This is a genomic window from Kocuria palustris, assembly GCF_007666205.1.
Lineage (GTDB): Bacteria > Actinomycetota > Actinomycetes > Actinomycetales > Micrococcaceae > Kocuria > Kocuria palustris_A.
Genome location: NZ_VDOR01000003.1, coordinates 1 through 26,988 on the forward strand (window position 1 = coordinate 1; position 26,988 = coordinate 26,988).

At 73.1% G+C, this 26,988-nt stretch carries 21 protein-coding genes; 3 read left to right on the top strand and 18 right to left on the bottom strand.

The features are described 5' to 3' along the window. Positions 1–134: 134 nt before the first annotated feature. The 3 genes from dtd to aspS form a co-directional block, all read right to left on the bottom strand. Entirely contained in the window at positions 135–611 is a 477-nt protein-coding gene (gene dtd, locus FSY66_RS04235) for a D-aminoacyl-tRNA deacylase (protein ID WP_144791603.1), read from the bottom strand. Between the two features lie 36 nt (positions 612–647). Then, positions 648–1,454 (bottom strand): alpha/beta hydrolase, encoded by an 807-nt coding sequence (locus tag FSY66_RS04240; protein WP_144791605.1) that lies wholly within the window; start codon positions 1,452–1,454, stop codon positions 648–650. A 69-nt stretch (positions 1,455–1,523) separates the two neighbouring features. Continuing rightward, positions 1,524–3,359, bottom strand: a complete 1,836-nt coding sequence (aspS, locus tag FSY66_RS04245; RefSeq protein WP_144792137.1) for an aspartate--tRNA ligase — start codon at positions 3,357–3,359, stop codon at positions 1,524–1,526. A 189-nt stretch (positions 3,360–3,548) separates the two neighbouring features. Here aspS and FSY66_RS04250 point away from each other — a divergent pair, with 189 nt between their 5' ends. Next, complete coding sequence (locus FSY66_RS04250) at positions 3,549–4,904, top strand: APC family permease (protein WP_144791607.1); 1,356 nt, start codon at positions 3,549–3,551, stop codon at positions 4,902–4,904. Here the strand turns inward: FSY66_RS04250 and hisS are convergent. Then, a complete protein-coding gene (hisS, locus tag FSY66_RS04255) occupies positions 4,888–6,246 on the bottom strand; it encodes a histidine--tRNA ligase (RefSeq protein ID WP_144791609.1) in 1,359 nt (452 codons plus the stop codon). The two genes, FSY66_RS04250 and hisS, sit on opposite strands and share 17 nt — an antisense overlap. 333 nt (positions 6,247–6,579) lie before the next feature. Between hisS and FSY66_RS04260 the strand changes: the two genes are divergently transcribed. Both FSY66_RS04260 and FSY66_RS04265 read left to right on the top strand, forming a co-directional pair. Then, positions 6,580–8,391 (top strand): DUF349 domain-containing protein, encoded by a 1,812-nt coding sequence (locus FSY66_RS04260; protein ID WP_144791611.1) that lies wholly within the window; start codon positions 6,580–6,582, stop codon positions 8,389–8,391. Positions 8,392–8,527: 136 nt separating this feature from the next. Further along, positions 8,528–9,196, top strand: a complete 669-nt coding sequence (locus tag FSY66_RS04265) for a hypothetical protein (protein ID WP_144791612.1) — start codon at positions 8,528–8,530, stop codon at positions 9,194–9,196. 18 nt (positions 9,197–9,214) lie between these two features. Here FSY66_RS04265 and FSY66_RS04270 read toward each other — a convergent pair whose 3' ends face one another. From FSY66_RS04270 to thrS, 14 genes are all read right to left on the bottom strand, one after another. Then, complete coding sequence (locus FSY66_RS04270; protein ID WP_144791614.1) at positions 9,215–11,755, bottom strand: RelA/SpoT family protein; 2,541 nt, start codon at positions 11,753–11,755, stop codon at positions 9,215–9,217. A 102-nt stretch (positions 11,756–11,857) separates the two neighbouring features. After that, positions 11,858–12,940 (bottom strand): protein translocase subunit SecF, encoded by a 1,083-nt coding sequence (gene secF, locus FSY66_RS04275; protein ID WP_144791616.1) that lies wholly within the window; start codon positions 12,938–12,940, stop codon positions 11,858–11,860. After that, positions 12,940–15,093, bottom strand: a complete 2,154-nt coding sequence (gene secD / locus FSY66_RS04280; RefSeq protein ID WP_144791618.1) for a protein translocase subunit SecD — start codon at positions 15,091–15,093, stop codon at positions 12,940–12,942. The genes secF and secD overlap by 1 nt, the downstream gene beginning before the upstream one ends. Positions 15,094–15,228: 135 nt before the next feature. Then, positions 15,229–15,675, bottom strand: coding sequence for a preprotein translocase subunit YajC (locus FSY66_RS04285; RefSeq protein ID WP_144791620.1), 447 nt, complete (start codon positions 15,673–15,675; stop codon positions 15,229–15,231). A gap of 169 nt (positions 15,676–15,844) precedes the next feature. Then, a complete protein-coding gene (ruvB, locus tag FSY66_RS04290; RefSeq protein ID WP_144791622.1) occupies positions 15,845–16,945 on the bottom strand; it encodes a Holliday junction branch migration DNA helicase RuvB in 1,101 nt (366 codons plus the stop codon). A gap of 2 nt (positions 16,946–16,947) precedes the next feature. After that, positions 16,948–17,619: a Holliday junction branch migration protein RuvA gene (gene ruvA / locus FSY66_RS04295; RefSeq protein ID WP_144791624.1), complete on the bottom strand. Its 672-nt coding sequence runs from the start codon at positions 17,617–17,619 to the stop codon at positions 16,948–16,950. A gap of 115 nt (positions 17,620–17,734) precedes the next feature. Beyond that, a complete protein-coding gene (gene ruvC / locus FSY66_RS04300; protein ID WP_144792139.1) occupies positions 17,735–18,355 on the bottom strand; it encodes a crossover junction endodeoxyribonuclease RuvC in 621 nt (206 codons plus the stop codon). 56 nt (positions 18,356–18,411) lie between these two features. Continuing rightward, complete coding sequence (locus FSY66_RS04305) at positions 18,412–19,173, bottom strand: YebC/PmpR family DNA-binding transcriptional regulator (RefSeq protein WP_144791626.1); 762 nt, start codon at positions 19,171–19,173, stop codon at positions 18,412–18,414. Between the two features lie 177 nt (positions 19,174–19,350). Further along, complete coding sequence (locus tag FSY66_RS04310; RefSeq protein ID WP_144791628.1) at positions 19,351–20,124, bottom strand: type 1 glutamine amidotransferase; 774 nt, start codon at positions 20,122–20,124, stop codon at positions 19,351–19,353. Positions 20,125–20,136: 12 nt separating this feature from the next. Next, complete coding sequence (locus FSY66_RS04315) at positions 20,137–21,447, bottom strand: Mur ligase family protein (protein ID WP_144791630.1); 1,311 nt, start codon at positions 21,445–21,447, stop codon at positions 20,137–20,139. A gap of 1 nt (position 21,448) precedes the next feature. Next, positions 21,449–22,879, bottom strand: coding sequence for an FAD-binding oxidoreductase (locus tag FSY66_RS04320; protein ID WP_144791632.1), 1,431 nt, complete (start codon positions 22,877–22,879; stop codon positions 21,449–21,451). After that, positions 22,876–24,090: a multidrug effflux MFS transporter gene (locus FSY66_RS04325; protein ID WP_222115511.1), complete on the bottom strand. Its 1,215-nt coding sequence runs from the start codon at positions 24,088–24,090 to the stop codon at positions 22,876–22,878. The genes FSY66_RS04320 and FSY66_RS04325 overlap by 4 nt, the downstream gene beginning before the upstream one ends. A 6-nt stretch (positions 24,091–24,096) precedes the next feature. Then, the gene (locus FSY66_RS04330; protein ID WP_144791636.1) at positions 24,097–24,729 is read right to left on the bottom strand and encodes an HIT family protein; all 633 of its coding nucleotides are present in this window, start codon (positions 24,727–24,729) and stop codon (positions 24,097–24,099) included. Further along, positions 24,726–26,927: a threonine--tRNA ligase gene (gene thrS / locus FSY66_RS04335; protein ID WP_260853448.1), complete on the bottom strand. Its 2,202-nt coding sequence runs from the start codon at positions 26,925–26,927 to the stop codon at positions 24,726–24,728. The genes FSY66_RS04330 and thrS overlap by 4 nt, the downstream gene beginning before the upstream one ends. Positions 26,928–26,988: the final 61 nt, after the last annotated feature.

Consider the following 26,988-nt stretch of genomic DNA (forward strand, 5'->3'; position numbering starts at 1 on the left):
GTGGCGATCATCCCCCGGCCTCACGCGTCCCGGCCCCTGCCAATAACGTCATGCCCTCTTACAACTAGGGACGGCCTCCGACACCGCAGCCGCGCGCAGGCCGCGCACAGCCATCGGCGGCTGCGTCCGGCTGCTCAGCCGCGGCGCGGCCGGTTCAGCTCCTCGGAGTCCACGACGATCGTCACGGGGCCGTCGTTGACCAGGCTGACCTGCATGTCCGCTCCGAACCGACCCGTGGGCACCTCGAGGCCCAGCTCCCGCAGCCGCTCGGCATAGGCCGCGACGATCGGCTCGGAGACATCGCCCGGGGCCGCCTGCGACCACGACGGCCGCCGGCCCTTGCGGACGTCGGCGTAGAGCGTGAACTGGCTGACCACGAGAACGGGCGCCCCCAGATCGAGGCACGAGACCTCGCTGCGCTCGGCGTCGGCCATGATCCGCAGCCCGGCCGTCTTCTCCGCCAGGGCGGCCGCGGTCTCGGCGTCGTCGCCGTGGGTGACCCCCACCAGCGCGACCAGACCCGGGCCGTCGAAGGACCCGACCGTCTCGGTCCCGCGGGGACCGGGGATCGTGACGGCGGCGCCGCGTGCTCTCTGCAGGATGATGCGCATGCTCGTCAGTCCATCACGGGCGCGGCCGCGCGGGGCTCAGCGACCCTCGGCCCGGCCGGGCAGCAGCCCCTGGGCCGCGGCCCACTCGGCGATCAGGCGGACGGTGTCGGGCAGGTGCTCGCCGGAGGCCATCTCGTGATCCGCCCCGGGCATCATCCGCAGCTGCGCCCGGTCCCCCAGCTTCCGCGCGGTGGCCCGCGCGACCCGGGGATCCACGCAGCGGTCCTCGGTGCCGCCGACCACGAGCACGGGCGCGTCGATGGCCTGGGCGTCCACCTCGGCGGACCTCGCCGGATCCAGGAACCAGAGGCACATCTCGCGGTAGGCCCGGCCCGATTCGGCGCACTGCGTGCGATGGCGCCGCGCGGTGTCCTCGTCCGAGTGGACGTTGGCGATCCGCCGCCGGAACGTCTCGAGCGGCACCGGGAACATGGGGCGGCTGAGCAGCCACGTCAGGGCGTGCGGGCCCCACAGGCGCAGCATCGACGGGTACAGCGCGAACATTCCGCGGCTCGGCGCCGTCGAGAGAAGGACCACGCCCGCGTTCGGCACCCGGGCGGCCAGCAGCTGGGCGATCAGGCCTCCCAGGGAGTGGCCCAGGATGATCGGGGCGGTCTCCATGGCCTCGACCTCGCGCTGCAGGTCGTCGACGTAGTCGCTGAGCCCCACGGTGCGCACGCGGTCGGCCAGCTCCCAGACGTCGTCGTCCTGCGGGGTCCCGTGGTGGCGCAGCGTGGGGGTGTGCACGCGCAGGCCCAGGCGGCGCAGCTCGTCGGGGAACTCGCCCCAGCCCTCGCCGCTGCCCCAGGTCCCGTGGATGAGGATGATGTCCTGCTCAGCCATGCGATCTCTCCCGTTCTCTCCGGCCGGTCTCTGCGGCGGATGCGTGCGTCCCGCCGAGACGCCCAGGGGTCAGCCCTCGGTGGGCGCGCTGGGCTGCTCGCCCTGATCCTCCCGGACGTCCTCCGCCCTGGCGGCCCTCTCGGCCCTGGGCTCCGGCTCGGCATCGACGCCGGCCTCCTTGCGCTGCTGCGCGGTGATGGGCGCCGGGGCGGCGGTCAGGGGGTCGTAGCCGTTGCCGGTCTTGGGGAAGGCGATGACCTCGCGGATGGACTCCGCCCCGGCGAGCAGGGCGATCACGCGGTCCCAGCCCAGGGCGATGCCGCCGTGCGGCGGCGCGCCGTAGGAGAACGCGTCCAGCAGGAACCCGAACTTCTCCTGGGCCTCCTCCTCCGACAGCCCCATGACGCGGAACACCCGGTCCTGGACGTCGCGGCGGTGGATGCGGATCGAGCCGCCGCCGAGCTCGGTGCCGTTGAGCACGATGTCGTAGGCATAGGCCAGCGCCTCGCCCGGGTTCTGGTCGAAGGTCTCCAGGTACTCCGGGCGCGGGGAGGTGAAGGCGTGGTGGACGGCCGTCCAGGCGCCGGAGCCCACCGCGACGTCCCCCGAGGCCACGGCGTCGGAGGCCGGCTCGAACATGGGAGCGTCCACGACCCACACGAAGGCCCAGTCGTCCGGGTCGATCAGCCCGGTGCGGTGGCCGATCTCCACGCGGGCCGCGCCCAGCAGGGCACGGGAGGCCTTGGCCTCGCCGGCGGCGAAGAAGATGCAGTCGCCGGGCTCGGCGCCGGTCGCGGCGGCCAGGCCGGCCTTCTCCTCGTCGGTGATGTTCTTGGCCACGGGGCCGGCCAGCTCGCCGTCCTCCTTGATCAGGATGTAGGCCAGGCCCTTGGCACCGCGCTGCTTGGCCCACTCCTGCCAGGCATCGAGGGTGCGCCGCGGCTGGTCGGCGCCGCCGGGCATGACCACGGCCCCGACGTACGGGGCCTGGAACACGCGGAAGGGCGTGTCGCGGAAGTACTCGGTGAGCTCCACCAGCTCCAGGCCGAAGCGCAGGTCCGGCTTGTCCGAGCCGTACTTCTCCATGGCCTCGGCGTAGGTCATGCGGCGGATCGGGGTGGGGACCTCGACGTCGATGAGGCTCCACAGCGCCTTGACGATCGCCTCGCCCAGCTCGATCACGTCGTCCTGCTCGACGAACGAGGCCTCGATGTCGAGCTGCGTGAACTCGGGCTGGCGGTCGGCGCGGAAGTCCTCGTCGCGGTAGCAGCGCGCGATCTGGAAGTAGCGCTCGAGCCCGCCGACCTGCAGCAGCTGCTTGAACAGCTGGGGCGACTGCGGCAGCGCGTACCAGGACCCCGGCGCCAGGCGGGCCGGGACCAGGAAGTCGCGAGCGCCCTCGGGCGTCGAGCGGGTCAGCGTGGGGGTCTCGACCTCCAGGTAGTCCCGCTGGTGGAGCAGCTCGCGCACCGCGCGGGAGGCCTCCGAGCGCAGGCGCATGATGCGCGCGGGCTCGGGGCGGCGCAGGTCGAGGTAGCGGTACCGGAGCCGTGCTTCCTCGCCGACCTCGACGTGCTCGTCGATCTGGAACGGCAGCGGGGAGGCGGTGTTCAGGACCGTGACGGTCTCGGCGATGACCTCGATCTCGCCGGTGGGCAGGTTCGGGTTCTCATTGCCCTCGGGGCGGCGCTCGACCGCGCCCTCGATCTGGAGCACGAACTCGTTGCGCAGCGGGTGGAAGTCCTCCTCGTCGCGCACGACGACCTGGGCCACGCCGGAGGCGTCGCGCAGGTCCAGGAAGGCGACGCCGCCGTGATCGCGCCGGCGGTCCACCCAGCCGGTCAGGGTCACGGTCTCTCCGATGAGCTCGGCGTTCAGCTCGCCGAGTCGATGAGTGCGCAGCACGTAGGACTTCCTTCTGGTCGGGGTCATCGATGTCCGGGGCGCACAGGCTCCCGGCCGCTCGGGCCCGAGCACGCCCCGCAGCCCCCGTTCACAGGGGGTTCACCGGGGCTCTGTACGTTCGTCCGGGCCGAGTCTACAAGCCGGGCAGCAGGCCCGGACCCTCGGCGCCGCCGACGATCCAGGAGATCCATGTCCTCCCCCGCTCCGCCGCCCGCCGCCTCCGCGTCCCCCGGTCCGGACGGCTCGGCGGACGGCTCTCTCGCCCGCAGGCTCGGCACCGCGGATGCCGCGATCATCGGCGTGGGCTCGATGATCGGGGCCGGCGTCTTCGTCGCGTTCGCTCCGGCCGCCGCGCACGCGGGCGCCCTGCTGCCCGCCGCGCTGCTGCTGGCGGCCGTCGTGGCATGGTGCAACGCGACCTCGACGGCCCAGCTGGCCATGGTCCACCCCGCCTCCGGCGGCGCGTACGTCTACGCGAACCGGCAGCTGGGGCCGTGGGCCGGGTTCGCCGCCGGCTGGGGCTTCGTGACCGGCAAGACCGCTTCCGCGGCAGGCATGTCGATGGCCGTCGGCCTCTACGTCGCCGCTGCGCTGGGGATCGACGACGGCGCCGCCGTCGCCCGCGGCGTCGCCGTGGCCGCGATCGCGGCGCTGACCTGCGTCAACCTCGGCGGCATCACCCGCACGGCGGGCCTGACGCGGCTGCTCGTGGGCGTCGTGCTGCTGATCCTGGCAGTCGTGGCCGGATTGGGCGCGGCCGCGCTGAGCATCGGCCCGGTCGGCGGCGCCGCGCCCCGTCCGGAGGCCGGCGCCGCCGAGCTCCCGGGCGTCCTGACGGCGGCCGGTCTGCTCTTCTTCGCCTTCGCCGGCTACGCCCGCGTGGCCACGATGGGCGAGGAGGTCCGCGATCCGCAGCGCAGCATCCCCCGCGCGATCCTGGGCGCACTGGCCTTCGTGCTCGTGGTCTACCTGGTGCTCGCGGGGCTGCTGCTGGGGCTGCTCGGCGCGGGCGGGCTGGCCGTGTCGCCCGCGCCCTTCGTCAGCGCCTCCGAGGAGATCGCCGTCCGGCTCGGGCTGGGCGACGGCGCGGCCGCCGCGCTGGCGACGGCGGTGGCCGTCGCTGCGGCGGCCGGCGCCCTGGGCGCCCTCCTGGCGCTGATCGCGGGGATCTCCCGCACCTCGCTGGCCATGGCGCGCGAGCGGGATCTGCCGGGCTTCCTGCGGCGGATCTCGGACCGGAAGGTGCCCTGGGCCGCGGAGCTCACCACGGCGATGCTCGTGATCGGGCTGATCGCCTTCACCGACCTGCACACGGTGATCGGGTTCTCGTCCTTCGGCGTGCTCGTCTACTACGCACTGGCGAACCTCTCGGCGCTGACTCTGCGCGAGCGCCCGCGCTGGGCGCCCAGGGCGCTGAACATCGTGGGCCTGATCGGCTGCCTGCTGCTGGCCTTCACGCTGCCGTGGCAGTCCGTGGTCGTGATGCTCGCGGTCTTCGCGGTGGGCTTCGCCGGGCGGGCGGCCGTGCTCAGCCGGCGGGGCTGAGCGGCGCCCCGACCGTCGGGCGCAGATCGGCGGCCGGCGGGGTCCACGACGCCGGATCGGCCGCGACCTGCTCGCCCGAGCGGATGTCCTTGACCTCGTGGGCGACGGCCCCGGAGTCGTCGCGGGTCGAGAACCAGACGAACGGGATGCCGCGGCGATCGGCGTAGCGGATCTGCTTGCCGAACTTCGCGGCCGTCGCGGAGACCTCGCAGGCGATGCCGCGCGCACGCAGCTGCGCGGCGACGTCCTGGGCCTCGGACCAGGAGTGCTCGTCGACCAGCGAGATCAGCACGGCGGTGGGCACGGCGCGGGAGGCCTCGGCCAGGCCCTGCGAGAGGATGCGCGAGACCAGACGGGTCACCCCGACCGAGAGGCCGACGCCCGGGTAGCTCCGCTTGCCCGTCGAGGCCAGCGACTCGTAGCGCCCGCCCGAGCAGATCGAGCCGAGCTTCTCGTGGCCCACGAGGACGGTCTCGTAGACCGTGCCCGTGTAGTAGTCCAGCCCGCGGGCGATCGACAGGTCGGCCACGAGCTTCCCGGGGGCGCGGCGCACGGCCTCGGAGACGACCTCCTCGAGCTCGGCGAGGCCCTCCTCGAGCAGCTCGTCCTGGACCCCCAGCGCGCGGACCTGCTCGACGAACGAGGCGTCCTCGGTGCGGATGCCCGCCAGCCTCAGGGCGGCATCGGCCTGCTCCTGCGTGGCGCCCACGTGCTCCACGAGGTTGGCGGCCACGGCCTGGGCGCCGATCTTCTCGAGCTTGTCGATCTCGCGCAGCACGGCCGGGGCGTCGTCCAGGCCGATGCCTCGGTAGAACCCCTCGGCGAGCTTGCGGTTGTTCACCCGCAGGACGAAGTCCGGGATCGGCAGCTTCGACAGGGCGTCGATGATCACCAGGGCCATCTCGACGTCGTAGCGGAACGGCAGGGCCCCGTCTCCCACGACGTCGATGTCGGCCTGCGTGAACTCGCGGGCGCGCCCGTCCTGCGGGCGCTCCCCGCGCCACACCTTCTGGATCTGGTAGCGGCGGAAGGGGAAGGTCAGGTGCCCGGCGTTCTCCACGACGAAGCGGGCGAACGGCACGGTCAGGTCGAAGTGCAGGGCCAGCCGGCCCTCCTGCGAGCCGCCGTCCTCGTCCTCCTGCAGCCGGGAGACGCCGTAGACCTCCTTGTCGATCTCGCCCTTGCGCAGCAGCTGGTCGACCGTCTCCACGGCGCGGGTCTCGATCGAGGAGAACCCGTGCAGCTCGAAGGTCTCCCGCAGCGTGTCGAGCACGTGCAGCTCCACGAGCCGCTCCTGCGGGAGCCACTCGGGGAAGCCGGAGAGGGAGGTCTTGCTGGCCATGGGGCACGGTCTCCTGGAGGTCGTCGGGGATCCGCCGGTCTGCCGCCCCGGTCGGGGCACGCGGATCGGCTCCATCCTAGGCGCGCGCCGCGGCCGCCGACGTCCGCGGCAGCGGTGCCGGTCCCGCAGGCCGCCGACCTGCCCTCGGCTCCGCCGCAGACGCCCAGGCCGCCCCCCCCCCGGGGGCCGTGCGCGTTCGACGCCCTGCGGCGGGGTCTCGGTACGATGGGCGCCGTACAGCGTCCCGCACCCCGGTGCAGGACGACGACAGGCTGCCGAGCGCCCCCGGTCCGACCGGGACCGCGTGTCGGCACGAGCGAAAGAGTTCCAGCGGTGACTGAGCGTCTCGAATCCGACGACAACCTCCTTCCGGCGACCGAAGCGGCCGCCGATCCCGACTCCGCGGTCGCCGAGGCGTCCGCCGACGCCGAGGCCGCCCAGGCGCAGTCGGCCGCGGGCGGGACGACGGCCGCGGAGCTGGCCGAGGAGGAGCAGAACCGCATGGCCGAGGCCGAGGCCCGCGGCGAGGACGTGGCCGGAGAGACCGCCGACGCCGTGGCCGCCGAGGAGGCCGCGGCAGCGCAGGAGGAGGCCGCGGTCCAGGCGGAGGACACCGACGAGGGCGAGCCCGCCGCCACGACCGTCCCCGCCCCGGAGGCCGAGTCCCCGAACGAGGAGCCGGCCGAGGCGCACCAGCCGCGGCCCGTTGCCGCCGAGACCGCGGCCCAGCAGGCCTCCACGGAGCACGACTCAGCGGAGGCGGCCGCTCCCGCGCCGACGGAGGCGGCCCCGGCGCCGAGCCCGGCGACCGCCGCGCCTCAGGCGCCCGGCGCCGCGCCCGCGTCGTCGGCACCGGCCGCCGGGACGCCCGCCGGGGCCGAGGTCACGCCCGAGCAGCTCGAGGAGGCCCGCCCCTTCGGCGAGGTCGACGACGACGGCAGCGTGCACCTGCTGATCGACGGCGAGAAGGTCTTGGCCGGTCAGGTCCCGGACGTCCCGAAGGACGAGGCCCTGGCCTACTTCGCCAAGAAGTTCGTGGAGGCGCGCACCCAGGTCGAGCTGCTCGAGCAGCGCGTGGCCGCCGGCGCCCCCGCCGGGGATCTGACCCGCAGCCTCAACCGGGTCCTGAGCCAGCTGGGCGAGCGCAAGCTCGTGGGCGATGTCCGCTCGCTCGAGTCCCGGCTGGAGGCCCTGCGGCCGCGCATCAAGGAGCTCGAGGCCGAGCACCGCCGCGCCGCCGATGCCGCCCGCGCCGAGAACCTGGCCTATCGCGAGTCCATCGTGGCCGAGGCCGAGCAGGTCGCTGCGCAGGACCCCGAGAAGACGCAGTGGAAGTCCTCGACGGCGCGCATGAACGAGCTGTTCGAGAAGTGGCAGGCCCATCAGAAGTCCGGCAACCGCCTGTCCCGCAAGGACGAGGAGTCGCTGTGGAAGCGGTTCCGCGGCGCGCGGACCACGTTCGACCGGCACCGGCGCGCGTTCTTCTCCAAGCTGGACGAGCGCAATGCCGAGGCCAAGAAGGCCAAGCAGAAGCTGATCGCCGAGGCCGAGGCCCTGCAGCACTCGACCGACTGGGGCCCCACCTCCGGCAAGTACCGCGACCTCATGGACCGCTGGAAGGCCGCCCCGCGCGCCGGGCGCAAGGACGACGACGCGCTGTGGGCCCGCTTCCGCGCCGCGCAGGACGTGTTCTTCAGCGCCCGCAAGGAGGCCGACAAGCAGGTCGACCGCGAGTTCCAGGCCAACCTCGAGCAGAAGCAGGCCCTGGTCGAGGAGGCCCGCGAGCTGCTGCCCGTCACGGATGCCAAGGCCGCCAAGAAGAAGCTGTCCTCGATCCAGGCCCGCTGGGAGGAGATCGGCAAGGTCCCCCGCGGCGACTTCAAGCGCATCGAGAACGAGCTCGGCGAGGTCGAGGACGCGGTCCGCGAGGCCGATTCGGGCGGGCGCATCAAGGCCGCCTCGCAGACCGAGGTCCGCTCGAACGCGATGACCGCCCAGGCCGAGGAGAAGCTGGCCGACCTGGAGGCCAAGAAGCAGGCCGCCGAGGCCGCCGGCGACTCCGCCAGGGCCGAGAAGCTGGACAAGGAGATCGAGAGCGCGCAGTCCATGCTGGAGATGATCCGCCGCTCCGCGGCCTCGCTCTGAGCCGGCCGGCCCGGGCGCCCGCCGGGCGAGCCCGGGTCCTCGACGGCCCCCGACCCTGCGGTCGGGGGCCGTCGGCCTGTCCACAGCCGCGGCTCGCAGGCCGCGCGGCGCAGCGGGCTGGTGTGGACTGCGGGACATGACCCATCCGCTGCTGCGCCGCACCCCGGCGGCGTCGCGCCCGCCGGCCGGCGACGAGCTCCCCGGGCCGGCCTTCGCCGCGGGGGATGCCGCGGGCTGGGCGGGGCTGTCCTCCTTCGAGCGCACGGCCCTGATCCGGGATCGGCTGGCCGCACCCCTGCTCGGCGACGTCTGCGCCCCGCGCCTGCTGCCGGTGACGCGGGCGGATCGCGCAGAGGCGCTGCGGGCCGTCCTGCCGGAGGCCGTGCTGGCCCACGCCGTCCTGCATCGCACGACGGCGGCGTGGTTCCTCTCGTGCGCTCCGGCTCCGCAGCGCCTGCAGCTCATGGTCCACCGCCGGCGCCGGACCACCATGCGCCCTGTCGATCCTCGGGCGGGCGGCGTCCCGTGGGAGGTCCGGCAGCTGCTGCACGAGCCGCAGGACGTCGACCGGCTGCACGGCATCCTGGTCACCACGCCCGTGCGCACGGCCGCCGACCTGGCGTGCTGGGACGGGGAGGGCTCGGCCGCGGCGCTGCGCCGGATCCTGTGGGCCCCGCACCTGGACGTCGAGCCCGACGCGGTGGTGTCCCTGCTGCGCGAGCGCACCCGCCTGCCGGGCCGGCAGCGCGGCGTCATGGCCGTGCGGCGGGCCGCTCGCGAGCTCGGCCTGGCCGTCCCGGGCTGAGGCGGCGGCCGAGACGGCTCAGGCCTCGGCGGTGGACAGCCTGCGCTGGCCCGAGGTGCGGTAGACGTCGTAGACGCCGTCGATCCGGCGCACCTGGTTCAGCACGTGGTTGAGGTAGCGGGCATCGCCCATCTCGAAGGCGAAGCGCGAGATCGCCAGGCGCTGCGTGGAGGTCGAGACATTGGCCGAGAGGATGTTGACGTGGTTCTCCGCCAGCACCCGGGTGACGTCCGTGAGCAGCGAGGTGCGATCCAGGGCCTCGACCTGGATCTCGACCAGGAACACCGAGGACTGCGTCGGCGCCCAGTGGACCTTCACCACGCGCTCGGGCTCCTTCTGCGCGGCGATGTTCGAGCAGTCGGCCCGGTGCACCGAGATCCCCTGCCCGCGGGTCACGAAGCCGACGATGGCATCGGGCGGCACCGGGGTGCAGCAGCGGGCGAGCTTGGCGTAGACGTCGCTGGCGCCGTCCACGGCCACTCCCGCGTCGAGCACGCGCGAGCGGGCCGGCTGGATCGGCGTCGCGGCGTCGTCGATCTCCTCGGCCGAGCCCTCCTCCCCGCCGGCGGACTCGACCAGCAGGTCCACGACCTGGCGGGCCGTGACCGCGTCGGTCCCGATCGCCTCGTACAGCTCGGCGATGTCGCCCTTGTTGAGCGAGTGCGCGGCGGCCACGAGGGCCTCCTGCGTGACCGTGCGCTGCAGCGGCAGGTGGTGCTTGCGCAGCGCGCGGGTCAGCGACTCCTGACCGCGCTCGATCGCCTCCTCGCGCCGCTCCTTGGAGAACCACTGCTTGATCTTGCTGCGCGCCCGGGGCGAGGAGACGAACTTCAGCCAGTCCTGCGACGGCCCGGCCGCCTCGGACTTGGAGGTCAGCACCTCGACCCAGTCGCCGTGCTGCAGCTCGGAGGACAGGGCCACGAGCTTGCCGTTGACGCGCGCTCCGATGGTCTTGTCCCCGACCTCCGTGTGCACCGCGTAGGCGAAGTCCACCGGCGTCGAGCCCACGGGCAGCGCCATCACGTCCCCCTTGGGAGTGAAGACGAAGACCTCCTTGGTGTCGATCTGGTAGCGCAGCGAGTCCAGGAACTCGGTCGAGTCGCGCGTCTCGTCCTGCCACGAGACCAGGGACTTCAGCCAGCCGATGTCATCCGAGCTGGCCTTGGCCGCGGGCCCGTCGGCGGCGCCGGAGGCCTTGTACTTCCAGTGCGCCGCGACGCCGTACTCCGCGCGCTGGTGCATGTCGTGGGTGCGGATCTGGATCTCGACCGGGCGCCCGTTCGGCCCCAGCACCGTGGTGTGCAGCGACTGGTACATGTTGAACTTCGGCATGGCGATGTAGTCCTTGAACCGCCCCGGCAGCGGCCGCCAGCGCGCGTGCAGCGCGCCCAGGGCCGCATAGCACTCGCGCACCGTGCCCACGAGCACCCGCACGGCCAGCAGGTCCTGGATCTCGTCGAAGTCCTTCCCCCGCACGATCATCTTCTGGTAGATCGAGTAGTAGTGCTTGGGGCGCCCGGTGATCGTCGCCTCGATCTCCGCCTTCTCGAGGTCCTCGGCCACGAGCGCGCGGATCTGGGCGAGGCTGCGCTCGCGCTGGGGCTGGCGCTCCCCGACCATCCGCACGATCTCCTCGTAGATCTTGGGGTACAGCGCGGCGAAGGAGAGGTCCTCGAGCTCCCACTTGATCGTGTTCAGGCCCAGCCGGTGCGCCAGCGGGGCGAAGATCTCGAGCGTCTCGCGCGCCTTGCGCCCGGAGGACTCCTGCGACACGAAGCGCCAGGTGCGGGCGTTGTGCAGCCGGTCGGCGAGCTTGATCAGCAGCACCCGGATGTCCTTGGCCATCGCGACGATCATCTTGCGGACCGTCTCGGCCTGGGCGTTCTCGCCGTACTGGACCTTGTCGAGCTTCGTGACGCCGTCGACGAGCGCCGCGACCTCCTCCCCGAACTCCTCCGTGAGCTGCTCGAGGGAGTAGTCGGTGTCCTCGACCGTGTCGTGCAGCAGCGCGGCCACGAGCACCGGGCCCGTCATGCCCAGCTCGGCCAGGATCGTGGTCACGGCGACGGGGTGGGTGATGTACGGGTCGCCGCTCTTGCGCCGCTGGCCCTGGTGGCGCTCATCGGCCACGGCGAACGCCCGCTGGAGCACGGAGAGGTCCTCGTCCGGCGCGTTCTCGCGCACCGTGCGCAGCAGCGGCTCGATCAGCGGGGACGACGAGATCGAGGCGCCGGAGAGATAGGACAGGGTCGAGCGGGTGCGCTCGGAGCGGCCCGGGAACACGGCGCGGCCGAACACCGGCCGCGATGCCGGGACCACCCAGTGGGTGCCGCCTGCTGAGGAGCCTCCGCGGCGGCGAGCGGCGCGCTGCAGCTCCTCGGACTGGATCTGCTCGGTGCGCCGGCGGATGGCCTCGCCCGAGTCGTCCCGGGGGCGCGTGCCGGCACGGGCCTGCTCGGGCGGGGCAGGAGCCGCCGGGTCCGCCGAGGCGGCCGGGGCGGGCGGGCGCGACGGGCGCGTGCGTCCGTCGTCGATGGCTGCCCTGCGATCCCCGTCCATGTGCGACTCCTGTTCCGGCCCCCGGCGCGGCATCACCCGCGCCGGGCTCATCCGTCCGCCCGCTCGATCAGTCCGCCAATTGTAGGACCCCGCCGGCGTGACTCAGGACACTCTCTCGTCGCCCCTTCGGCCCGGTGCGGCCGCGATCTCCTGCGCCGGGGCCTCCTCGGCGGTCCCGGGACCGGACGGGGCGGCGCTGCCCTCGGCCGCCGCCGCGGCGTCGTGCCGGCGCACGGCCGGCTCGCGCGCCCGCAGCGCCGCGTAGAGCGGTGTGGCCACGAACAGCGTGGCCAGCGTGCCGTAGATGATGCCCACGAACTGCGACAGCGCGAGGTCCTTGAGCGTTCCGGCCCCCAGCAGCGCCGCGCCGATGAACAGGATGGCCCCGACGGGCAGCAGCCCCACGACGGACGTGTTGATCGAGCGCACGAGCGTCTGATTGGTCGCCAGGTTGATCTGCCCCAGGAAGCCGCGCTGCCGCCGCGATGCCGGGGCCGAGCCGTCGAGCAGGCCCCGGGTGTTCTCCCGGACCTTGTCGAACACCACGACGGTGTCGTACAGGGAGTACGACAGCACGGTGAGGAAGCCGATGACCGCCGACGGCGTGACCTCGAAGCCCACGAGCGAGTACGTCCCGATCGTGAGCGCGACGGTGACGAACACGCCCGCCATCGAGGCGAGCGACATCTTCCAGGTCCGGAAGTAGACGGCCATGAGCACCGCCGTGAGAGCCAGGAAGATGACGAGGCCGCGCAGCATCTGCTGCGAGATGCCGGCCCCCCACGTGGGGCCCACGAAGTTCGAGGTGACCCGCTCGGCCGGGACGTCGTAGGCCTGCGCGAGGGCGTCGCGGACCTCGAGGGTCTGCTCGTCGTCGAGCTGCTCGGTCTGGGCGCGCATGGTGCCCGGGGCGATGTTCGTGACCTCCGCCTCCTGGGCCGCTCCGGTGTCGCGCACGGCCTGCTGGCCCGCCTGGGGGTCGTCGTCGGCCACGTCGGAGATCGTGAACTCCGAGCCGCCCGTGAAGTCGATGCCGAGGTTGAACCCGCCCTTGACCACGGGCACGAGCAGGCTGGCCACCACGAGCACAGCGGCCACGCACAGCCACAGCCCGCGCCTGGGCACGAACGGGAAGGAGCGGCGACCGCTGTAGAGGTCGTTGCCGAAGTCTGAGAAGCGGGACATCAGGCGTCCTCCTCGGTCGTGCGTCGGTCGTCGGACGAGCGGGACCCGGCGGCCTGGGGCCCGCCTGAGCCCTGCCCGGGCGGCGCGTCCTCCGCCGCAGCCTGCGCGCTGCGCCGGGCACGGCGGCGCCGCTCGGCCACGGTGAGGCCGTCGTCGCCGCCCGGGATGCGCGCCCCGGGACGACGACGGCCGCGCGGAGCCGCCGCAGCGGTCCCGGCGCCCGCGGCTCCTGCGCCCGCGGTCCCGGAGGCCGAGGTGCCCGATGTCCCGCTGCCGGGCTCCGCGGGCTCCGCCGGGGCCTCGGCGCCCACGGGCCCCTCGTCCCCCGCCGGTGCGGAGGCGCCGACGAGCTCGCGGTCCTCGACCGGGGCGGTCTGCTCGGCGGACTCCTCCGAGACCGCGCCGGCGGCGGGATCCAGCTCCTCCGGCGTGCGGGTGCGTCCGGCGCCGCGGTAGAACGGGACCGCGTCGAGGGACTCGGGGTTGAGTCCAGAGCCCTTGCGGCCCTGTGCGAAGAAGCGAGTCCGCGAGAGCAGGACCATGACCGGGTGGGTGAACAGGAAGACCACGACCAGGTCGATCACGGCCGTGAGGCCCAGTGTGAACGCGAAGCCGCGCACGTTGCCCACGGCCACGAAGTACAGCACCACGGAGGCGATGAGGTTCACGGCCTTCGAGGCGATGACGGTCTGCCGCGCGCGCTTCCAGCCGTGGTCGATGGCCGACGGGATGGTGCGCCCGATGCGGATCTCATCGCGGATGCGCTCGAAGTAGACGATGAACGAGTCCGCGGCCATGCCGATCGACACGATCAGACCGGCCACCCCAGCCATCGACAGCCGGTAGTTCATCCCCCAGCCCAGCAGCGTGATCGCCAGCCACGACAGCACGCCCAGCACGACGAGCGAGACGATCGTCACGAGACCCAGCAGGCGGTACTGCACCAGGCAGTAGGCCGCGACGAGGAGCAGTCCGATCAGCCCGGCGATGACGCCCCAGCGCAGCTGGTCGGCGCCCATGGTCGCGGAGATCTGCTGCTCGGAGGAGATCTCGAAGCTGACCGGCAGCGAGCCGTAGCGCAGCTGCTCCGAGAGGAACTCGGCGTCCTCCTCCGTGAAGGATCCGGTGATCTGGGCCTGGCCGTCGGGGATCACGGCGTCCATGGACGGGGCCGAGATGACCTCCCCGTCGAGCAGGATCGCGAACTGATTGCGCGGGTCGCCCTGGCTCGTCTGGCCGATCGCGTTGAGGCGCTCGGAGAGCTCGCGGAACGTCTGGGTGCCCTCGTCGTCGAACTGGATGTTCACGGCGTACTGGCCGGTCGTCGTGCCGCCTGCCCCCTGGGCCATGCCGTAGGACGCGTCGGCGATGTCGGTGCCCTCGAGCTCGACCGGGCCGAGGACGTACTTCCCGCCGCCGGCGGGATCGCAGGCCACGACGGCCTCGTCCGGGCTCTGGGCCGCGCGCTGCTCCGGGGTCTGCGGCTGCGTGCAGTCGGCGGCCTCGAACTCGGCCATCAGCTCGCCGTCGACCCAGTTGGGGTCCGACGAGTCCGCGGGCTCGCCGTCCGGCTGGATCTGCTCGTCCTCGGGGGTGCGCTCCTCCTCGGGAGTGGCCTCGGCGGGCCCGACCATCAGCACGGGCCGGAAGGCCATCTCGGCGGAGGCCTGGATGAGATCGCGCGTCTCCTGGCTCGGGGTGCCCGGCATGGACACGACGATGTTCTGCCCGCCCTGGGTGGAGACCTCGGCCTCGGAGACGCCGGATCCGTCCACGCGCTGGCGGATGATCTCGACGGCCTGGTCGAGCTGCTCCTGGGAGATCTCGTCGCCCTCCTGCTCCCCCGTGAGCTCGGGGGTCAGGATCATCTGCGTGCCGCCCTCGAGGTCCAGCGCCAGGCGCGGGCCCCAGCCGGTGTGCCCCTGCCCCGCTCCCCAGCCCAGCAGGCCGAGCAGCGCGGCGACGAGCACGACCAGGGCCACGAGCGAGCCGCGGGCGGTGCTCACGGCGCGGTGCAGCTCGGTGCCGCCGACCTGCCGCCGCTCGGCGCGCTGGGCGGGACTGCGCTGCGCGCTGCGGCGGGTCTTCTTCCGCCCCTCCGACGCGGACCCGGCGGGGTCCGCGGACGAGGGGTCTGCTGACGAGGGTGACATCAGGGCGGGGGTCCTAGCGGGATTCGGGGGTCGGGGTTCGAGGGTCGTGCGGCGGCGAGCGGATCCGGACGGAGGGAGGCCCGCCGACACGCGCCCGCGCCCCGGCCGTGCGGCCGAGGCGCGGGGGAAGAGGGATCAGCGCGGTGCGTCGGTCCCCGGATCGCGAGGATCGGTGGGATCGCCGGCCGGCGCCTCGTCGGCGGAGGTCGAGCCGGCTCCGGCGCCCGTGCCCGGTGCCTGGTCGGCGGCACCGCCGGGGGCGCTGCGCTCGACCACATTGGTCAGGGTCTGCAGGTGCACGGTGACCTGCGTGCCGGGGGCGATCTCGATGACGGCCTTGACGGCCTCCTCGTCCTTGGCGACCAGGCGGCCGTAGAGGCCGTAGCTCGTCATGACCTCCATGCCCGGCTCCATGGCCCGCTGCTGATCGCGCAGCTTCTCCTGCTGCTTGCGGCGGGTGCGGCTCGAGAACCAGAACATGCCGATGATCAGCAGCAGCATGAACCCGAAGAGCAGGAACTGGGAGCCGCCGCCACCGGCGGCTCCTGCGGCGGACAGGGTGGCGGGGACGGAGGGTGTCATGCGGTCTCCTGCTTCTGCGATGCACGGCGCATCGCGTGGTGGTCGGTGCCGCGGGCGGCGCCGGGCATCGAGGGTGCCCGCCCCGGCGCGGACGGCGGCGGCGATTCCCACCCATGCTAGAGGACGCGGGCCGAGCTCCCCCGGTCAGCGGCCTCCCAGGAGCAGCGGTTCAGCCCCGGTCCGGGTCCTGGTCCCCGTCCCGATCCCCGAGGGCCTGGCGCACGGCGGTCTCGCCGAAGGCGGCGTGCTCCGGCACCGCGAGCCCCAGATGCTCCCAGGCCGCCGGCATGGCGATCCGGCCGCGGGGCGTGCGGGCCATCAGCCCCTCGCGCACGAGGTAGGGCTCGGCCACCTCCTCGACGGTCTCCGACTCCTCGCCGACGGCGATCGCCAGGGTGGACAGCCCCACGGGCCCGCCGCCGAACTGCCGGGTCAGGGCCTCCAGCACCGAGCGGTCCAGGCGGTCGAGCCCGCGGGAGTCGACCTCGTACATGTCCAGCGCAGCGGCGCAGGCGCGGGCGTCGATCTGCTCGATGCCGTGGACCAGGGCCCAGTCGCGCACGCGGCGCAGGAGGCGGTTGGCGATGCGCGGGGTGCCGCGGGAGCGGGCGGCCACCTCCGCGAAGCCCTCGGAGCTCAGGCGCATGTCCAGCAGCCCGGCCGAGCGGCGCAGGACCGAGACGAGCTCGTCCTCGGCGTAGAACTCGAGGTGGCCCGTGAAGCCGAAGCGGTCGCGCAGCGGCCCCGGCAGCAGCCCGGCGCGGGTCGTGGCGCCCACGAGCGTGAAGGGCGGGAGCTCGAGCGGGATCGCGGTGGCCCCGGCGCCCTTGCCCACGACGATGTCGACCCGGAAGTCCTCCATGGCCATGTAGAGCATCTCCTCCGCGGGCCGGGACATGCGGTGGATCTCGTCCAGGAAGAGCACCTCCCCCTCGGTCAGGGAGGAGAGGATCGCGGCCAGGTCGCCCGTGTGCTGGATCGCCGGGCCCGAGGAGATCCGCAGCGGGGCGCCCATCTCGGCCGCGATGATCATGGCCAGGGTGGTCTTGCCGAGCCCCGGCGGCCCGGAGAGCAGGACGTGGTCGGCCGAGCGGCCCCGCAGCCGGGAGGCCTCCAGGACCAGGGACAGCTGCTGACGCACCCGCGCCTGGCCCACGAAGTCCGCCAGGGACTCCGGGCGCAGCGCGGATTCGACCGCCTTCTCGTCCATGTCGGTCTCGCCGGTCACCAGGCGGCCGCGCGCACCGGGCCCGATCTCCTCGCCCGCCATGCTCAGCGCTCCCCCGCCGCGCCGGCCGCGCGGGAGCCGGCGGCCTGGCTCGCGGCGGTCGAGGACCGGGAGCCGAGCCACGAGAGCACCGTGCGCAGGATCAGCGCGACATCGCCGGACTCGGCGAGCTCCTCCCGGCCGGCGAGGGCGTCGTCGACGGCCGCCGAGGCGTCCTTCTCGCTCCAGCCCAGGCCCGTGAGGGCCTCCGTGACCTGGGAGCGCCACAGGGGGATCTGCGGGGCCCGGGCGGCGGGCTCGGGAGCCGGGTCGGCGGGCACGAGCTTGTCCGCCAGCTCGAGCACGATGCGCTTGGCGCCCTTGGGCCCGATGCCGGAGACCCGGGTGAACGGCTTGGGATCGCCCTGGGCGATCGCCGTGCGCACCTCGTCGGTGCCCAGGGCCGCCAGCACGGCCAGGGCGGTGCGGGGCCCGACGCCGGAGACGCCGAGCATGGTCTCGAAGATCTCCTTCTCCTCCGCGTCGGCGAAGCCGAACAGCAGGGGGGCGTCGTCCTTGCGGACGACGAAGGCGCAGGCCAGCTGCGCCTCCAGGCCCTCGTGGAGCTGGGCGACGGTCTGCGGCGTGACCTGCAGCTGCAGGCCGAGCCCCATGACGTCGACGACGACGGAGCTCAGTCCCTTGTGCAGCACCTCGCCGCGCACGGACGCGATCATCTGCGGCGTCCCTCCCCTCCGGCCCCGTGGGTCCGGGGCCATCGACGCGCGCCGGCGGCGGGCGTCGATTCGAACATCTGTACGATCCTCGGACACCCTACCAACTGCGCGGCCCTCAGCGGCCCCGGCGTGCGCTCTTCTCCGCTGCCTGCCAGGCGCGCTGCGCCGGGGTCGGCTGCGCGCCGCGGGCCGCGGCCGCCTGCTGCAGGCGCGTCCGCGCGCCCTGGTGAGTGGTCGTGGTGGCCGCCTGGGCGTCGATGCCGGCGCCCACGCCGCTGCGCCAGCCGTGGCAGATCGCGATCGCCACCGCGTCGGCGGCATCGGCGGGGCGGGGCAGCTCCTCGAGGCGCAGGATGCGCGCGACCATCTTGGTCACGGCTCGCTTGTCGGCGCCGCCGTCCCCGGTGACCGCGGCCTTGACCTCCGAGGGGGTGTGCCAGGCGACCGGCACACCGCGCGCGGCCGCCGCGGCGATCACGACCCCGGAGGCCTGGGCCGTGCCGATCACGGTCGGGCCGTTGCTCGAGGCGAAGACCCGCTCGATGGCCAGGGCATCGGGCTCGAAGCGATCGAGCAGCTCGTCCGCGGCCCGGGCGATGCGCAGGATGCGCTGCTCGAGCGGCTCCTGCGCGCTCGAGCCCTGGACCTCGTGGTGCAGCCACTCGGCGCGGCGGTCGGGGCGCATCCGCACGACGCCGAAGCCGCAGCGCGTCAGCCCGGGGTCGACCCCCAGGATGACCTGCTGAGCCGCCGGGTCCCCGGCCCGGCCTCGCTGAGCCAGGGGCGAGGGACTCAGTCCTCGTCCTCGAGCTGGGCGGCGACCTCGGGGGTGATGCTCACGTTGGAGAAGACGTTCTGGACGTCGTCGAGCTCCTCCACGGCATCGGCCAGGCGCAGGAACTTGCGCGCGGCGTCGGCGTCCAGCTCGACCTTCATGTTCGGGCGGAACTGGGGGTCGTCGTTGTTGTAGTCCAGTCCGGCCTCGTCCAGCGCGGAGCGGATCTGCGGCAGGTCCGTGGCCTCGGAGATGACCTCGAAGACGTCGTGGTCCTCGATGACCTCCTCGGCGCCGGCGTCCAGGACGGCCATCAGCACGTCGTCCTCGGTGAGCTCGTCGGTCTTGGCGACCTCGGCCACGCCCTTGCGCTCGAACATGAAGGTCACGGAGCCCGGGTCGGCCATCGAGCCGCCGTTGCGCGTCACGGCCACGCGGACCTCGGAGGCCGCGCGGTTCTTGTTGTCGGTCAGGCACTCGATGTACAGGGCCGAGCCCTCGGGGCCGCGGGCCTCGTAGAAGATCTCGGAGTACTCGACGACCTCGCCGGTCAGCCCGGCGCCGCGCTTGACGGCGCGGTCGATGTTGTCGTTGGGGACCGAGTTCTTCTTGGCCTTGGACACGGCCAGCTCGAGCGCGGGATTGCCCGCGGTGTCGGCGCCGCCCTGGCGGGCCGCGACCTCGATGCCCTTGATGTACTTGGCGAAGGCCTTGGCGCGCTTGGCGTCGATGGCCGCCTTCTTGTGCTTGGTGGTGGCCCACTTGGAGTGACCTGACATGGCGTGCCTCCTGGTTCGGGATCGTCGGCGCCGCACCGGGGCCCCGGCGGCGGCGGGCAGCGTGAGGCGGCGGGGTGCTGCGCCGCTCGGCGCTGCGGGCCGGGGCGCGCATCCCAGCTGGCGACGGGGCGCTGCGCGGGAAGTCTGCTGGACGATTGTAGGCGACGCGCCCGATGATCAGCGCGGGCGGGCCGCGGCCACCTCGCGGGCCTTCTCGGCCAGCAGGTCCTCGAGCGGCTCGAGGCTCTCGTGCCCGTGCCGGCGGCGCACCGCCGTGGCGATGAGGTGATCGGCCACCGCCGGGTTCTTGGGCAGCAGCGATCCATGCAGGTAGCTGCCGATGACCTCGCGGGTCACCGCCCCCTCGGTCCCGTCCTGGCCGTCGTTGCCCGCGCCCGAGACCACGCGCCCGAACGGCTCCTGCCCGGCCCCCAGGTGGGTGAGCCCGGAGTGGTTCTCGTAGCCGATCACGGTGCCGTGCCGGGGCGATTCGGTGACGATGTTGCCGATCAGCCGCTCCGGGCCGCCGACGGTCTCGAGATCGAAGATCCCCACGCCGGTCAGCGTCTGCCCGCCGATCGTGCGGAAGCGGTGGCCGAAGAGCTGGTAGAGCCCGCAGATCGCGAGCATCGGCGCGCCGTCCTCCACGAGCTCGAGCAGCAGCGGCTTGATCCGCTGCAGGTCCTCCATGACGCGGAACTGCCCGGAGTCCTGACCCCCGCCGCCCACGAAGAGGTCGCCGTCGCCCGGGAAGGAGTCGCCGGGGTTGTAGTCGGTCAGGCGCACGCCGTAGCCGCGGCGCTCGAGGCGGCGCTTGAGGGTCAGCGTGTTGCCCCAGTCGCCGTAGATGTTCATGTCGCGCGGGTAGAGCTGGACGAGGTGGATCTCGCCCTGCCCGCCGATCTCGGCGTCGGAGTCGGCGGCGGGCAGATCGGGCGTCGCGGTGGTCATCGCGGTCCTCTCTCAGATCTCGGGCACGACGGCGACGGCGCGCAGCTCGCGACGCAGCGCCAGCATGGACGTGTAGGTGCAGAAGACGCGCATGGGGCGTCCGTCGGCGGAGTCGATGAACCGGCGCAGGGCCCGGGCGATCTCGGGCTCGACGGCCCCGACCCGGACCTGGTCGTAGTCCAGGCGCAGGGCCATGTCCCAGGCCCGGGTGCCGGTGACCATGTCGACGCCCCCGGTGCGCAGCGACTCGAACTCGACATCCCACAGCCAGGAGACGTCGCGGCCGTCGGCGTACTCGTCGTTGATCGAGATCATGGTCGCGTACGTCTCCGGCGCGGCCGAGGCCAGGGAGAGCCGGAAGCCGGCGGGGTTCTTGACCAGCAGCAGCTGCAGCGGCGCGCCGTCGACCACGATGGTCTCCCCGCGCCCGAAGGCCGGGGTGACCCGCGACAGCTCGCTCAGCAGCGACGGCAGGGCCGCCGTCGGCCCGCTGCGGCGCTCCTCGACCGTGAGCGCCAGGGCCAGGGCGGCCGCGGCGTTGTAGACGTTGTAGACGCCGTAGAGGTGGACCTCGGCACGGGCGGGCTCCCCGCGCACCGAGAACTCGACGTCGGTGGCCTCGAAGTCGTCGAGCTGGACCAGGGCGCTCGGCTTCGACTCCCCGGGCGGCAGGGGCGCTGCGGGGCCGTCGGCCCCGCGCATGTCGTCGTCGGAGGGGAACATGGGGCGCAGCTTCTCGGAGAGCCCGTACCAGTGCACGGCGGTTCCGGGCTGCACGTCCCCGGCCAGGGAGGCGATGCGGGGGTCCTCGCGGTTGAGGACCACGGCCTCGGTCGTGGCGGCGGCGATCTGCGAGAGCATCCGGCGGGTCGTGTCGATCTCGCCGAAGCGGTCGAGCTGATCGCGCATGACGTTGAGCAGCAGCGCGAAGCGCGGCGGGACCAGCTTGACGAAGTGCACGGCATGCGCCTCGTCGAGCTCCAGAACGGCGACATCGGCGTCGAGCCGCCCGGTCAGGGAGATCTCCTCGAGCAGGGAGGCCGCCACGCCGCGCACGAAGTTGGAGCCCGTGCGGTTGGTGAAGACCCGCAGCCCCTGGGACTCGAGCAGCTGGACGGCCATCTTGGTGGTCGTCGTCTTGCCGTTGGTCCCGGAGACGACCACGACGCCCTCCGGCAGGCGCGCGAGCTGCTCGGCGACGAAGTCGGGGTGCAGCTTCTCCATCACCAGTCCGGGGAAGGCGGAGCCGCCGCCCCGGATCTTGGTGGCGGCGCGCACGCCCTGGCCGAGGAGCCTCACAAGTGGTCTGGACATGGCGGACATCCTAGTTCGTCGGACGGGCGGGCAGCGCCTTGCCGGGGTTGAGGATCCCCTGCGGATCGAAGGCCTCTCGGATCCGGGTCTGCAGCTCGAGCTGCTCCGGGCCGAGCTCCTCCCCCAGCCAGCGGCGCTTGAGCAGCCCGATGCCGTGCTCGCCCGTGAGCGTGCCGCCCAGCTCCAGGGCGATGCGGAACACGTCCCCGGCGGCCGCCCAGATGCGCTCGGGCACCTCGTCGTCGCCGACCAGGAAGATCGGATGGAGGTTGCCGTCGCCGGCGTGGGTGGTCGTGGGGATGAGCAGTCCGTGGCGGGTCTCGATCTCCCGGATCCGCTCGAAGGCCTCGGCCAGCCGGTCGCGCGGCACGGCGATGTCCTCGACCAGGATCGACCCGGGGCCCTCGAAGCCGCCCGCGCGGGCCATCCGGCCTGCCCGCGCCTCGAGGGCCGGGAACGCGCTGCGGCGCAGCCCGACGAGATCGTCGCCCTCCGCCTCGTCGGCGGCCAGGCGGACCGTCCCGCCGGCCTGCTCGAGGATCGCCGCGATCCGGGCGGCGACCTCCGCCCCGTCGGGGCCGTCGGTCTGGGCGAGCAGGAAGGACGAGCCCGGGTCCCCGATCCGCTGCCCGCGCAGCTGCTCGACGCACTCGACGGTCGGCCCGTCCATCAGCTCGAGCAGCGAGGCGGTGAGCCCCTCGGCCACGACGGCCGATGCGGCGGCGGCCGCGGCCACGACGGAGGGGAAGGATGCGCCCACGGTGGGACGCGGACCGGTCACGGCAGGGCGCAGGGCCAGCGTGCACTCGACGATCACGCCCAGGGTGCCCTCCGAGCCGATCATCAGCGCGCAGAGGTCGTAGCCGCTCACCCCCTTGACGGTGCGGTGGCCCACGCTGATCAGCCGGCCGTCGGCGAGCACGACCTTGAGCGCGAGCACGGATTCGCGGGTCACGCCGTACTTGGCGCACAGCAGCCCGCCGGCGTTCATGGCGATGTTGCCGCCCACCGTCGAGATGTCCCGGCTGGCCGGGTCCGGGGCCCACCACAGCCCGTGCTCGGCCAGCCGAGCGTTGAGCGCTCCGTTGAGGATGCCCGGCTGCACGACGGCCAGGCGGTTCTGCCGGGAGATCTCGAGCACCTCCGCCATGTCCTGCGTGGACAGCACGATCTCTCCGGGCCCGGCGCAGGCGCCGCCGGCCAGACCGGTGCCCGCGCCGCGGGTCACGACGGGGATGCCGTGCGCCGAGGCCGTGCGGCAGACGGTCTGCACGTCCTCGATGCTGCGGGCCCGCACCAGGGCCAGCGGAGCACCGGCGCTGCGGTGGCCCGAGCGGTCCTCGCGCTGCTCCTCGAGCCGATCGGGGTCGGTGCTGAGCCGGTCCCCGAGCTCGGCCTTCAGGGCCTTGAGCGCTCCCACGGCGTCGCGCCCCGTCGTCATCGCCGCCGCCCTCCCGGGGATCGCCGGCCGATGACCGCGAAGGCGGCCAGCGCGATGCCCGCGCACACGGCCATGGTGAAGGCCATGGGCCGGGCGTCGGACTCCCCGGCCAGCCCGACGAGCGGGGAGACGGCCGCGCCCACGCCGAACTGCAGGGCGCCCATGAGCGCCGAGCCGGTGCCGCTGGTCTCGGGCACGGCCTGCATGGCCACGGCCGAGGCGTTGCCCAGGATGAAGCCCATGGCCGTGGTCACGCAGAACAGCAGCACGAGCGTGGGCGCGGTCGGGACGCCGGCCAGCACGACGCCGACCAGTCCGAGCGCCGCGGCGGTCAGGGCGATGAGGGCGGCCCCCAGCGTGCGGCGGACGTCGACGCGCCCGGCGAGCCGGATCGAGATCACGCTGCCGGCCGTCATGCCCAGGGCGTTGACACCGAACAGGAGCGAGTACGCCAGCGTGGACAGGCCCAGGATGCTCTGGATGACGAACGGCGAGGCGGAGACGTAGGCGAACAGGGTCGCGAAGGCCATCGCGGAGACGATGACAGCGGCGACGTAGACGGGATGGCGCAGCACCCGGCCGACGTTCCGGGCCGTGCGCCGCAGCCCGCCCTGCTGGCGCCGCGTCGGGGGAAGGGACTCCGGCGTCACGCCGATGATGCCCGCGATCATCACGGCCACGATCGCGCTGATCACCCAGAAGATGCCCCGCCAGTCGGCCGCCTGGAGGATCAGCCCGCCGACCGTGGGGGCGATGACCGGCATGATCCCGCCGATGATCATCATGACGTTCATCAGCCGCACGCCCTGGGCGCCTTCGGTGACGTCGGTGATGATCGCGCGGGCGATCACGACGCCGGCCGCGCCGCTGAACCCCTGCACGAACCGCGCCGCGATCAGCACCTCGATGCTCGGTGCGAGTGCGCACACGATCCCGGCCAGCAGGCAGATGACGGTCCCGATCAGCAGGGGCCGTCGCCGCCCGACCGCGTCGGAGACCGGGCCGAGGATCAGCTGCCCCAGGCCCAGCCCGATCATGAACGTCGTGAGGGTCAGCTGGACCGACGAGGCGGTCGTGGCCAGATCCTCGGTGATCTGCGGGAACGACGGCAGGTAGACGTCGGTGGCCAGCGGGGAGACCGCCGAGAGGAGGGCCAGCGTGGCGATCAGGGCCGCGGTCGGTCGGGGCTGGGGGGCGGTGCGCTCGGTCAGTGCGGATCAGATCCTCTCGGAGCTCTCCGGGGGCTCGGTGCCCTGCGGGGCCTCGGGCTCCGGATCCGGCCAGTGCTCCCGGACATCGGTCCAGGTCCCGGCCAGGGTGTCCATGATCGCCTTGGTGTGCGCGGTCACGGGCAGGAAGTTGGAGTCGCCGATCCACCGCGGGACCACGTGCATGTGGAGATGATCCGACAGGGACCCGCCCGCGGCCTGGCCCAGGTTCAGCCCGGTGTTGAAGGCGTTCGGGTGGGAGGCCTCGCGCACCGCGCGGATCGCATCCCGGGTCAGGCGCATGAGCTCGGCCATCTCGTCGTCGCTCAGCTCGGTCAGATCGGCCACGTGGCGGTACGGGCACACCAGCAGGTGCCCCGGGTTGTAGGGGAACAGGTTGAGGATCACGAAGCAGTGCTCGCCGCGGAAGACGATCAGGGACTCGTCGTCGCGGCGCTGCGGGCCCGTGCAGAACGGGCATCCGGGCACCGTCTCGACCGAGGTGTCCTCGCCGCGCACGTAGGCCAGCCGATGCGGCGTCCACAGCCGCTGGAACGAGTCCGGGACCCCGGGGATCTCGAAGTCGTCCTGGCGCACCCAGTGGTGCTGGCCCACGCGCGCGTCCCGCTCCCCCGTGGTCATGACGCCCCGCCCTGGGAGCCCTCGGCGTCGACGTCCACCCCGGGGGCCTCCCCGACGGTCTCGTCACCGGCGGCGGCCGAGGGCACGGGGTCGTCGTTGACGCGGTTGTCCACGTGGGCGGTGATCCGCGCGACCGCCTCCGCGATCGGCACGCCGTTCTCCTGGGAGCCGTCGCGGAAGCGGAAGGAGACGGCCCCGGCCTCGGCGTCCTCGCCGCCGGCGATGAGCACGAACGGGACCTTGTCCTTGGAGGCCGTGCGGATCTTCTTGGGGAACCGGTCGGACGAGGAGTCCAGCTCGGCCCGCACGCCGGCGGTGCGCAGCTGGTCGACGACATCGCCCAGGTAGTCCTCGAAGGCCTCGGCCACCGGCACGGCGCGCACCTGCTCGGGCGACAGCCAGGCCGGGAACGCCCCGGCGTAGTGCTCGGTCAGCACGCCGAAGAACCGCTCGATCGAGCCGAACAGCGCGCGGTGGATCATCACGGGCCGCTGACGCGAGCCGTCGGCCGCCGCGTACTCCAGGTCGAAGCGCTCGGGCATGAAGAAGTCCAGCTGGATCGTGGACATCTGCCACGTCCGCCCGATGGCGTCGCGGGCCTGCACCGAGATCTTGGGCCCGTAGAAGGCCGCGCCCTCGGGGTCCGGGACCAGCTCGAGCCCGGAGGCCGTGGCGACCTGCTCGAGGGTGGCCGTGGCCTCCTCCCACGAGGCGTCGTCGCCGATGGACTTCTCCGGATCGCGGGTCGACAGCTCGAGGTAGAAGTCGTCCAGCCCGTAGGCCTTGAGCAGATCGAGCACGAAGTCCAGCGTGGTGGACAGCTCGTCCTTCATCTGCTCGCGGGTGCAGTAGATGTGGGCGTCGTCCTGGGTGAACCCGCGAGCCCGGGTCAGGCCGTGGATCACGCCCGACTTCTCGTTGCGGTACACGGTGCCGAACTCGAACAGCCGCAGCGGCAGGTCGCGGTAGGAGCGCCCGCGCTGGCGGTAGACGAGGTTGTGCATGGGGCAGTTCATGGGCTTGAGGTAGTAGTCGGCACCCTGCTTGGTGACGTTGCCGGCGTCGTCGACCTCCTCGTCCATGTGCATGGGCGGGAACATGCCGTCCTTGTAGAAGCCCAGGTGCCCGGAGATCTCGTAGAGCGTGGACTTGGTGATGTGCGGCGTGTTCACGAAGGAGTAGCCGGACTTCACGTGCTGCTCGCGCGAGAGGTTCTCCATCTCCATGCGGATCATGCCGCCCTTGGGGTGGAACACGGCCAGCCCGGAGCCGATCTCGTCCGGGAAGGAGAACAGGTCCAGGTCGGAGCCCAGGCGGCGGTGGTCGCGGCGCTCGGCCTCGGCCAGCCGGTCCTTGTAGGCCTTGAGCTCGTCCTTGGTGGGCCACGCGGTGCCGTAGATGCGCTGGAGCTGCTTGTTCTTCTCCGAGCCCCGCCAGTAGGCGGCCGCCGAGCGCATGAGCGCGAAGCCGTTGCCGATCAGCTTGGTGTCGGGCAGGTGCGGGCCCCGGCACAGGTCCTTCCAGACCGTCTCGCCGGACTTTCGGTCGACGTTGTCGTAGATCGTCAGCTCGGAGCCGCCGACCTCCTGGGAGGCGCCCTCGGTGCCGGCGACGCCCTCCCCTCCGGAGCCGGGCCCATGGGCCAGGCCGATCAGCTCGAGCTTGTAGGGCTCGTCGGCCATCTCGGCCACGGCCTCGTCGTGGGTGACGCTGCGGCGGCGGAAGCTCTGCGTCGAGTTCACGATCTTCTGCATGCGCTTCTCGAGGGCCTTGAGGTCCTCGGGCGTGAAAGCCTCGTCGACGTCGAAGTCGAAGTAGAAGCCGTCCGCGATGTACGGGCCGATGCCGAGCTTGGCCTCCTGCTTGAGCTCCTGCACGGCCTGGGCCATGACGTGGGCCGTCGAGTGCCGCAGGACCTCCAGGCCCTCGGGATCCGAGATCAGGACCCGCTCGACGCTCTGGCCGTCGGCCAGCTCGGTGGCCAGATCGCGCAGGACGCCGTCGATGCGGGCGACGACGACGTCGCGGTCCTCCCGGTACAGCTGGGCGGCGGTGGTCCCCGCCGCGACCTCGCGCCGCTCGCCGTCGACGACGACGCTCACCCCGCCTCCGGCCTGCGCCCGCGCGGTCTCCGAGGCCGCGCTGCGCTGCGCGGAGGGATCCTGCGCGGAGGGGTTCTGGGACACGGACTCGCTCATGGGCGGATGCTGCCTTTCGGTTCGGGGGACGCGGCCGTACGGGGGCCGCGCGACCTGCTCA

Coding starts and splice junctions, on each gene's coding strand:
- dtd (WP_144791603.1), bottom strand. CDS start 611: ATGCGCATCATCCTGCAGAGAGCACGCGGCGCCGCCGTCACGATCCCC.
- FSY66_RS04240 (WP_144791605.1), bottom strand. CDS start 1,454: ATGGCTGAGCAGGACATCATCCTCATCCACGGGACCTGGGGCAGCGGC.
- FSY66_RS04250 (WP_144791607.1), top strand. CDS start 3,549: ATGTCCTCCCCCGCTCCGCCGCCCGCCGCCTCCGCGTCCCCCGGTCCG.
- hisS (WP_144791609.1), bottom strand. CDS start 6,246: ATGGCCAGCAAGACCTCCCTCTCCGGCTTCCCCGAGTGGCTCCCGCAG.
- FSY66_RS04265 (WP_144791612.1), top strand. CDS start 8,528: ATGACCCATCCGCTGCTGCGCCGCACCCCGGCGGCGTCGCGCCCGCCG.
- FSY66_RS04270 (WP_144791614.1), bottom strand. CDS start 11,755: ATGGACGGGGATCGCAGGGCAGCCATCGACGACGGACGCACGCGCCCG.
- secF (WP_144791616.1), bottom strand. CDS start 12,940: ATGTCCCGCTTCTCAGACTTCGGCAACGACCTCTACAGCGGTCGCCGC.
- secD (WP_144791618.1), bottom strand. CDS start 15,093: ATGTCACCCTCGTCAGCAGACCCCTCGTCCGCGGACCCCGCCGGGTCC.
- FSY66_RS04285 (WP_144791620.1), bottom strand. CDS start 15,675: ATGACACCCTCCGTCCCCGCCACCCTGTCCGCCGCAGGAGCCGCCGGT.
- ruvB (WP_144791622.1), bottom strand. CDS start 16,945: ATGGCGGGCGAGGAGATCGGGCCCGGTGCGCGCGGCCGCCTGGTGACC.
- ruvA (WP_144791624.1), bottom strand. CDS start 17,619: ATGATCGCGTCCGTGCGCGGCGAGGTGCTGCACAAGGGACTGAGCTCC.
- FSY66_RS04305 (WP_144791626.1), bottom strand. CDS start 19,173: ATGTCAGGTCACTCCAAGTGGGCCACCACCAAGCACAAGAAGGCGGCC.
- FSY66_RS04310 (WP_144791628.1), bottom strand. CDS start 20,124: ATGACCACCGCGACGCCCGATCTGCCCGCCGCCGACTCCGACGCCGAG.
- FSY66_RS04315 (WP_144791630.1), bottom strand. CDS start 21,447: ATGTCCGCCATGTCCAGACCACTTGTGAGGCTCCTCGGCCAGGGCGTG.
- FSY66_RS04320 (WP_144791632.1), bottom strand. CDS start 22,879: ATGACGACGGGGCGCGACGCCGTGGGAGCGCTCAAGGCCCTGAAGGCC.
- FSY66_RS04330 (WP_144791636.1), bottom strand. CDS start 24,729: ATGACCACGGGGGAGCGGGACGCGCGCGTGGGCCAGCACCACTGGGTG.
- thrS (WP_260853448.1), bottom strand. CDS start 26,927: ATGAGCGAGTCCGTGTCCCAGAACCCCTCCGCGCAGGATCCCTCCGCG.